At 69.1% G+C, this 8721-nt stretch carries 8 protein-coding genes; 4 read left to right on the forward strand and 4 right to left on the reverse strand.

Features of this window, described 5'->3' with window-relative positions:
* On the forward strand, positions 1-2028 hold a 2028-nt coding region (locus AB1609_09955), incomplete at its 5' end, for a hypothetical protein (protein MEW6046788.1).
* Between the two features lie 29 nt (positions 2029-2057).
* Positions 2058-2705, forward strand: coding sequence for a DUF502 domain-containing protein (locus tag AB1609_09960; GenBank protein MEW6046789.1), 648 nt, complete (start codon positions 2058-2060; stop codon positions 2703-2705).
* On the opposite strand, the gene AB1609_09965 is transcribed toward AB1609_09960, so the two are convergent.
* Both AB1609_09965 and AB1609_09970 read right to left on the reverse strand, forming a co-directional pair.
* On the reverse strand, positions 2677-3456 hold the full coding sequence (locus AB1609_09965; GenBank protein MEW6046790.1) for a cytochrome c biogenesis protein CcdA: 780 nt from the start codon (positions 3454-3456) through the stop codon (positions 2677-2679). The two genes, AB1609_09960 and AB1609_09965, sit on opposite strands and share 29 nt — an antisense overlap.
* Entirely contained in the window at positions 3449-4066 is a 618-nt protein-coding gene (locus tag AB1609_09970) for a TlpA disulfide reductase family protein (GenBank protein ID MEW6046791.1), read from the reverse strand. Before AB1609_09970 ends, AB1609_09965 begins: the two co-directional genes overlap by 8 nt.
* 101 nt (positions 4067-4167) lie before the next feature.
* On the opposite strand from AB1609_09970, the gene AB1609_09975 reads away from it, so the two are divergent.
* Positions 4168-4953 carry a DUF72 domain-containing protein gene (locus AB1609_09975; protein ID MEW6046792.1) on the forward strand — a complete coding sequence of 262 codons (786 nt, stop codon included), beginning with the start codon at positions 4168-4170 and terminating at the stop codon, positions 4951-4953.
* Here the strand turns inward: AB1609_09975 and AB1609_09980 are convergent.
* A complete protein-coding gene (locus tag AB1609_09980) occupies positions 4950-6011 on the reverse strand; it encodes a DRTGG domain-containing protein (GenBank protein ID MEW6046793.1) in 1062 nt (353 codons plus the stop codon). The genes AB1609_09975 and AB1609_09980 overlap by 4 nt on opposite strands.
* 14 nt (positions 6012-6025) lie before the next feature.
* Entirely contained in the window at positions 6026-8221 is a 2196-nt protein-coding gene (gene acs, locus AB1609_09985) for an acetate--CoA ligase alpha subunit (GenBank protein ID MEW6046794.1), read from the reverse strand.
* A gap of 168 nt (positions 8222-8389) precedes the next feature.
* On the opposite strand from acs, the gene AB1609_09990 reads away from it, so the two are divergent.
* Positions 8390-8721, forward strand: a 332-nt coding sequence (locus AB1609_09990) for a DUF1015 family protein (GenBank protein ID MEW6046795.1), incomplete at its 3' end; no start/stop codon positions are given.

Below are 8721 nucleotides of genomic sequence, written 5' to 3' on the forward strand. Positions count from 1 at the left end.
TGGGTGGCGCTCTCGCCCCGGGTTTCGCCGGACGGGCGGTGGCTGGCTTACGCCGCTTCCGGCCCTTACGTGGAAGATCTGCGCGTGACCGACCTGGCCACCGGGAAGGACAGGCAGCTCGCCGTCACCCTGACCACGGCGCCTGGAGGCCTCGACTGGAGTCGGGATGGGCAGCGCCTGGTCTACGCCGCCGCAGGCGGCACAGGGGGGCGGCTTTTCTCGGACCTTTACAGCGTCGAGCTTTCGACCGGCCGGGTGGAGCGGCTGACCCGCGGCCTGCGGGCCTATGCGCCGGCTGCGGGGCCCGGCGGCGAGGTGGCATTCATCGCCCGCGAACAGCTGAAGACTCGTGTCATGATCCGGGAGCCTGGCGGCGCCGTGCGCCCGCTTTGGGATCCCCCGGAGGGGTGGCAGTTGCTGGCCCTGGCGTGGGATCCGCAGGGGGGCAGGCTGGCAGTTTCGGGATGGAAGCCCGGCGGGGGTTCCGACCTCCTGATCCTGCGGCTGCAGGGTGGGACGGGGGGAGCCGGGGGCGGCCGTGAGCCCGGCGTCGAAAGGGTGGAGCGCGTCAGCGCCGACCCCTTCGTGAACGACCGCCCAGCCTGGAGCCCCGATGGGCGCTACCTCTTCTTCCATTCAGACCGGGACGGGGTTTATAACCTCTACGCCTACGACACGGCCGCGGGGCGGCTCTTCAGGCTGACCAACGTCCTGACCGGCGCTTTTGACCCGGCTCCGAGCCCGGACGGCGACCGCCTTTACTTCTCCTGGTTTGGAACGAGCGGCTATCGCCTCGCGCGGCTCGACACGGCGCAGCTCAGGTGGGAACCTGTGGCGTACGCGAAGCCGGCAGGCGGCGAGGGCAGCACACCCGGAGCCCCCGCGCGGGGAGCGGCGGCGCCAGCCGGGAGCGGCACGCCGGCCCTCCCGGAGTCGTGGCGCATTGGGCCCTACAACCCGCTGGAGTCGCTGCGCCCCACCTACTGGGAGCCGCTTTACGGGGGCGAATGGCCGGGGCCGTTCCTCGGCGCTTCAACGGGCGGCCTGGACGCGCTGGGACGCCAGGCGTACGCGGCCGCCGCCGCGGTGGGCGTGACGACGGGCGAGCCCCTGCTCTACGGGGGGTACGCTCGCGCCCTTGGCGAACCGGAAGGCCCCGTGATGGTCGTTGAGGCGGCACTGGCCCCGGAAGTGGGGACGGGGGAGCAGCCGCCGTTCGGACCCTGGACCTGGTACGGCCAGGTGGCGGCGGCCACCGCGCAGGTGCTGTGGCAGCAGAGCGGCTACACCTCGGGGCGCAGCGCCGCGTTTGGGGCCGCACGGTTGTGGGCGCGCCCGGTCAACCCGGTCTCGGGGACCTGGGCGGGCGCCCTGCGAGACACGTTGCTGGCCGGTAACCTCTCCTCCTACCGCGGGGCCGGCGACCACCGATCCGCGAACGGCCGGCTGTTCCGGCTCGACGGCGCGCTCCTGGCAGAGCGAAGCAGCCAGCCCGTCAATCCGCTTCACGGCACACAGGTGACGGCTCAATGGGCATACGCACGCACGACGACCGCCGGCTCGGCCTTCCGCCTGCGGCTTTCGGCGGGCGTCACAGGTGGGATGCTCGTTTTCCCCGCAGGGGGAGATGGCGAGCTGTTCGGCCTGCGGGCGTTCTCGCCGGGCAAGCTGGGCGCCGACGCAGCGGCCGTTGCGGTAAGCACCGAACAGGAGTGGCGGCTCGGCGCCTTGCGCTATGCGATGGGCGACACGCCCACGTTCCTCAACGCTTTGGCCCTCACCCTGTTCTCGGAGGCGGTGGCCGGGTGGGACCGCCCGGACGCAGGCATTCGCCCGCCGCTTCCCACCGACTCCCTGATGCCCGCATCCTGGTCTCCGGCAGCCGACGTCGGCGCCGAACTGCGCCTGTACGCCACCCTTGACTATGGCCGCGCCCCCGTCGTTTTCCGGTTGGGCGTGGCGCAGGGCATTCGGCAGGACAGGCCGTACGCCTCCACCCGGTGGTACCTGACCCTCGAAGCGCGTTAAGATCCGAGCGTCGGGAGGGTGTCTTGTCCATGCGGTTGCTCCGCCGTTGGTTCCTGACCGGGCTCGTGGTGCTGCTTCCGCTCATCGTAACGGGTTACATCCTGTGGTTCGGCTTCAATTTGCTGGACGGGTTCTGGCGCAGCCTGCTGGCTTACGTGCTCGGCTACTACGTGCCCGGGGTCGGTGCGATCCTGACCGTGACGCTGACCATGGGCGTGGGGGCCCTCGCCACCAACGTGTTTGGCCGGCAGCTCATCGCCTGGGGAGAGAGGCTGCTGCAGCGCATCCCGGTGGTGCGCAGCGTCTACACCACCACCAAGCAGGTGGTGGACGTCTTTGCGGGAGGCCACAAGACAGGGTTTCAGCGGGTGGTGCTCTTCGAGTATCCGCGCCGGGGGATCTACTCCCTGGGCTTCCTGACCGCCACCACCGCGCCCGAGGCGGTGGAGGAAGCGACGGGGGAAGAGATGTGGTCCATCTTCGTGCCCACGGCACCCAACCCCACCACGGGGTGGCTTGCCATGGTGCCGAAGAGCCAGTGCCGGCTGGTTGACATGACGACGGACGAGGCGTTCCGGCTGATCATCTCCGGCGGCGTGCTCATCGGCGAGCGGCCCCGCAAGGGTGCCGGCGGCTCGCGGGACCACCTCAAAGCCCAAACCAGCGGTAGTAGTTGAGGTAGCCGGGCAAGCGAAGGAAGAAGTTGGTATACAGGGCCACGCCGATCAGGATGAGAAGCGCCCCGCTCGCCCGTTCCACCCACAACCCGTAGCGCCCCAGCCACCGGGTGACCCGGCCGGCCCCGCGCTCCATGATCCCGGCCATCAGCAAGAACGGCACGGCCATCCCCGCCGCGTAGAGCGCCAGCAGCGCCACGCCGGCGCCGACGGTCCGCGCCGTGCCTGCCAGCAACAGGACGGAGGCCAGCACGGGCCCCACGCACGGCGACCAGCCGGCGGCAAACGCCATGCCGACGAAAAAGGCACCCCATGGCCCGCTGCCGAGCCACCGCCGGGCCCCCTGTTGCGCGGCCGGCGCCTGCGCGGGTGAGCCGGCGCGGCTGCCGGGCAGGCGGGTGATGAGGCGGCGTTCGACGTCGAGAAACCCGAAGCGCAGAGCCCCAAGCTGGTGCAGCCCCAGGAGCACCACCAGTACGCCCGCGACCTGCCGCACGATGGATCGGTTCGCCCACAGTTGCCGGCCCAGGGCCGTCGCCGACGCGCCCAGCAGAACGAAGATGGCCGAGAAGCCCAGGACGAACATCAGGCTGCGGCCCACCAGGTGCCACCGGCCGCCGCCCGACAGCGCCGAGCTCGACAGGTACCCGATGTACGCCGGCACCAGCGCCAGGACGCAGGGCGAGAAAAGAGAGAGCAGCCCGGCCGTGAAGGCCAGGGCCCCGCTGGCGACGGAAACCCCTTCAGTCAACGGGGACCCCCGCCTGGCGGGCGAAGCCACGCAGTTGCTCGGGGCTCATGGCGCCCGTGTAAACCGCGCGAACGATTCCTTCCCGGTCGATGAAGTACGACGTCGGGATGGCGAAGACCCTGTAGCGTTCCATGACCTGCCCGTCAGAATCGAGCAAGAAGCGCCAGGAGTACGGGTTTTTCTCCAGGAACGCCCTGACCAGTTCGGCCGGTTCTCCCACGTCGACGCCGAGCACCTCAATCCGGCCCCCAAAGCGCCTGACGAACTCCTCGATGTGGGGCATCTCCTCGCGGCAAGGCGGGCACCACGTGGCCCAGAAGTTGATCATGACGGGCCGGCCCCGCAGATCCGAGAGCCGCACGGTACGGCCCTCCAGGTCCTTGAGGGTGAAATCGGGGGCAGGGCTGCCGATTTCGGGAGCCGCCGGCCGGCGCGCGGCGGCCACGGGGCCGGGCTGCGCTTCTGATAAAATGACGGGAGAAGGTGCGGGCGGCTCCTGGTCGGGCTGCCGGGTGGCGAGCCACCAGGCGGCTGCTGCGGCAAGGGCCAGGGAGGCCACGGCGATGGAGGGCAGGTAGACCCTCACCGCCTTTCGAGCGGCGGGCTGCATGGCGTAGAAAGACCCCACCTTCCGGCGGTATTTTAACGGCACGGATCGAGCCGGTAAACGGAGCGGAGCACAATTCCCATACGGGCAGGGGTATGTCACCCATGATCGTCGTGGGGACATCGGGCTACGCTTACGAGGACTGGAAAGGCCCCTTCTACCCTCGGGACCTCAAGCCGGAGGAGTACCTGGCCTTCTACGCCCGCTTCTTCCGCTTCACCGAGGTCAACTCGACCTATTACCGCAGCCCCTCGCCGTTCATGCTCAAGCGCCTGGCCGAAAAGACCCCCGAGGGCTTCGAGTTCGCCGTGAAAGCCTTCTCGGGCATCACGCACGAGCGGGCGGACCTCGAGCTCTCTCGGGCGTTCCGCAAGGCGCTCGTTCCCATGGAGGAGCGCGGCAAGCTCGCGTGCGTGGTGCTGCAGTTCCCCAACAGTTTCCGGCCCGAGCCGGAAGCGTTCGAGTACCTGCGCAGGGTCCGAGAGGCTTTCGAAGGGGTGCGGGTCGTGGTGGAGTTCCGCTACCGGGCGTGGGTGCAGGGTGAGCACGCCTTTGAGCTGTTGCGCCAGATCGACGCAGGCTTTGTGGCGGTGGACGAGCCGCAGTTGAGCACGCTCGTCCCGCCGGTGGTGCGGGCGACGAGCGGCGTCGGATACGTGCGCTTCCACGGGCGCAACCGCGAGAAGTGGTGGAAGCACGAGCAAGCGTACGAGCGCTACGACTACCTGTACTCCCGTGCCGAACTCAAAGAGTGGGTGCCGCGCCTCGTGGAGCTGGAGGCCAAGACGGATCGGGTCTACGTGGCCATGAACAACCACTACCAGGCCAAGTCCGTCGTCAACGCCCGCATGCTGCAGGAGCTGTTGGGGCTGCCGGGCGCCGGGAATTAACTCCCGGCGCCGCGGCGCAGATTCTCCAGGAGCGCATCCACGTCCACGTGCTGCTCAACGAGCTCCCGGGCGACGCGCAGGCTCTCGGTGTCCGCGGGGTCGATGCGGCGGGAAAGGCGCCCGAGCTTCTCCACGGTGGAGTACGTGTCGCCCGAGACCAGCAGTACGGGAACGCCCTTTTCGTCGGCCTGCTGGAGCACCTCCACGTTGGGGAACAGCCCGCCCGTGAGGATGATCACCGACGTGCTGGTCTCCAGGGCGGCCAGGGCCAGGTCCGATCGGTCGCCCCCCGTCACGACCGCCTTGTTGGCGGCCCGCCGCAGGTAGCGCAGGGCGCTTTCGAAGCTCATCGCTCCGACGAGGATGTCCTCGATGGGCCGGGAAAGCCCCCGCTCGCCGGCCAATAGCTCGGCGCGCAGGTACTCCTTCACCTCGGCGGCGGTGGGCGCCGTGATCTCAACCCGCTGCGGCACCACGCCCACCACGGGGAAGCCCAGCGACTGCAAGAGCGGGCGGTAGACGCTCAGGCTCTTCTCCCAGCTTGCCAGGGGCACGTTGTTGAACACGTTGCCGACCACCAAAACGCCCCGGCACCGCATGTGCTGGTTTCGCACCACCATCACGTCGAACTCCAGGTCGTCCCGCACGTGGTCCACCATGAGCGCCTGGGCGCCGACCTCCTTGGCCAGGGCGAACGTGTCGAGCCCCAGCGCGGCTCCGGCCTGCGGGGACGTCGGGCTTTCGATGAACAGGATGTCGACGGATGCCGCGGCCTTCTCGATGCGGTCCCGCACCTGCTCGACGTGGGCCGGATCGGGCCGCATCCGGGTGAGGTAGTGGGGCCCGATCGCGAAGCACACGCCCTCGGCGGGGGCGTCGTGCAGGACGGCCTTCATCAGCGTCACGTCGGGGTCCCGGTTATCGGTCAGCGCCACCACGTTGCCGATGGGCTTGATGTAGCCCACCTTCTGCCCGCGCTTTTCCAGGGCGGCGCTCAAACCCACGCAGAGCGCGGTCTTTCCACTTCCGGCAGCGCCGGTCAGCAGCACCTTATACACAGCCGCGTGCCCCCCTACGCAAGCGTTGTGATCTTGACGTCGACGGCCACGTACCCCTGCCCGGCCGGGTAGGCGAACAGAGGGTTGATATCGAGCTCGCCGATCTCGGGAAGGTCAAGCACCATCCGCGCCACCCGCCGCAGCGCATCGTGGATGGACGGGATGTCGGCAGGCGCCGCCCCTCGATAGCCGCGCAGGAGCTGGTACACCCTGGTCTCCTGCACCATCTCTTCCACGTCGGCCGACGTCAGGGCGGCCGCCAGGCGGAACGAAACGTCCTTGATCAGGTTGACGTAGATGCCGCCCATGCCGAACGCCAGAACCGGCCCGAACTGGCGGTCCCGCACCATGCCGATGATGAGTTCCTGGCCGGCGGGCATCATCGGCGACACCTCGATGCCGTAGAACCGGTGCTCCGGCATCAGGGCGCTGACCCGCTCCTGGATCTCCACGAACGCCTTGCGCACCTCGTCTGCGCAGGTGAGCTTGAGCCGCACCCCGCCCACGTCGCTTTTGTGGACGATTTCGGGCGACGCGATCTTCAGCGCCACCGGGTATCCCAGGCGTTCGGCGACCGCGGCGGCCTGCTCGGGCGTCCTGGCCAGTTCGGAAGGTGCCACCTTGATGCCGTAGGCTGCCGCCACCTGCGCGGCCTCCGGCCCGAGCAGCACCCGCCGCCCTTCGGCCTTTACCTTCTCCAGAATCCGGCGGGCCTTGCCCGGATCCACGTCCACGAGCGGCGTGGCGCTCAGGGCGTGAGCCCGCTCCCTGATCCGCATGTACCGGTACATGCCGGCCAGCGCCGTCACGGCCTGCTCCGGGAAGGTGAAGCACGGCACCTTGTGCGCCACCAGGTACTCCGTGGCCTCCCGCACCATCTCGCCCCCGATCATGCTCACCACCACCGGCTTTTCGGGGGCAAGCTCGCGGGCCTCGACGACGATGCGCGCCACCTCCTCCGGATGCGTCGAGGTCTGCGGCGTCAACAGCACGATCACCGCATCGACACCCGGGTCGGGCAGAACCTCGCGCAGCGCAATGCGGTACCGTTCGGGCGGCGCGTCCCCGACCACGTCCACCGGGTTGAAGACCGCGCACTCGGGCGGGAGCTTTTCACGCAGCGCCTGGACGGTATCGGGGGAGAGCTTCGCGACGCTCAACTTCGCCCGCTCCACCGCGTCGGTGGCGATGATGCCGGGCCCGCCGGCATTGGTCACGATGGCGACCCGCCGTCCGGGGGGCAGCGGCTGGTTGGCGAACGCCGTGGCCAGCGCGAAGAGCTCCGTCAGGGTCTGGACCCGCAGCACGCCCGTCTGCGCGAACGCGGCCTCGTAGGCCCGGTCGTCTCCCGCCAGCGCACCGGTGTGGGAGGAGGCGGCCCGCCCCCCGGCCTCGCTCGTGCCGGACTTGAGGATGAGGATCGGGCAGCGCTGCGAGGCCTTGCCGATCTCCTCGAGGAAGCGCCGGCCGTCCTTGACGTCCTCCAGGTAAGCCGCTACAACCTTGGTATGCGGGTCGGCCGCCGCATCGAGAATCACGTCCACCTCGTTGAGCCCGGCCTTGTTGCCCAGGCTGATGAAGCGCGAAAAGCCGATGTTCTGGTAGCGGCTCCAGTCCAGGATGGCCGAACCCAGCGCTCCGCTCTGGCTCACGAAGGCGATGCTGCCCTCCAGGGGCCTGGCTGCGGCGAAACCCGCGTTGAGGGGCGTGTGGGTGTCGATGACCCCCAGGCAGTTGGGGCCGACCAGGCCCATGCCGTAACGCCTGGCGATCTCGACGAGCGCCGCTTCCCGCCGGGCTCCCTCGGGCCCAACCTCCTTGAACCCGGCGCTGATTACGACCAGGTGCTCGACGCCGTGGCGGCCGCACGCCTCGGCCACGGCCACCGCCGCCTCTGCCGGCACCACGATGACGGCCAGGTCAACGGGAGGGGCCTCATCGATGGACGGGAAGCACGGCCGCCCGAGAATCCGGGACTCCTTGGGGTTGATAGCGTATACCTCTCCCGGGTATCCTGACTCGATGATGTTGCGTAGGACCTGGTGGCCGAGCTTTGCGGGGTTGGCCGAGGCGCCCACCACCGCAACCGACCGCGGGCGGTAGAGCCGTTGCAGGTTTACGAGGCCGAAAGCGGCCTCTTTGGCCCGCTGCCCGTTGCGGCTGGCCTCAACGGATTGAGGCTGCACGCTCGGGGAGTCGTTGGTATCCATTACCGATTGTCCCTTCTGTCACAAAGTTCCCGGCCGCCATGATACCTCCTGCCAGGCCAGGCTGGAAGGGATGTTTGCCCGGGGCGCATGGCCCCGGCCTCGCAAGGGAGCCGCCCCCGGGGGAGCGAACAGATTGGTGTTCCAGAATGCTTCGTAGGGGATACTGCGTTGAAAAGAGTAGCAGCGCTACGCGGCGTGCGCTTCGAAGTCTCACGCATCGGATCCCTTGACGGTGTCCTCGCGCCTCCGTACGACGTGGTGACCCAGAGCCTGGTGCGGGATTATCTTGCTCGGAGCCCTTACAACGTCCTGCAGCTCGACCTCGGGATCGCCGACCCCTCGGAGGCCAAGCCGGGCCGCTGGCCGCAGGTGGCGCACAGGTACCGGAAGTGGCTGGAGGATGGCGTGCTGCGCCCCGACGAGACGCCGTCGCTTTACGTCATGCGGCACCGCTATGTGCTGCCGGGCGGTGCGGGGGATCGCACGGTGATGGCGGTTTT

Source organism: Bacillota bacterium (genome assembly GCA_040754675.1).
Classification (GTDB): Bacteria; Bacillota; Limnochordia; order Limnochordales; family Geochordaceae; genus Geochorda.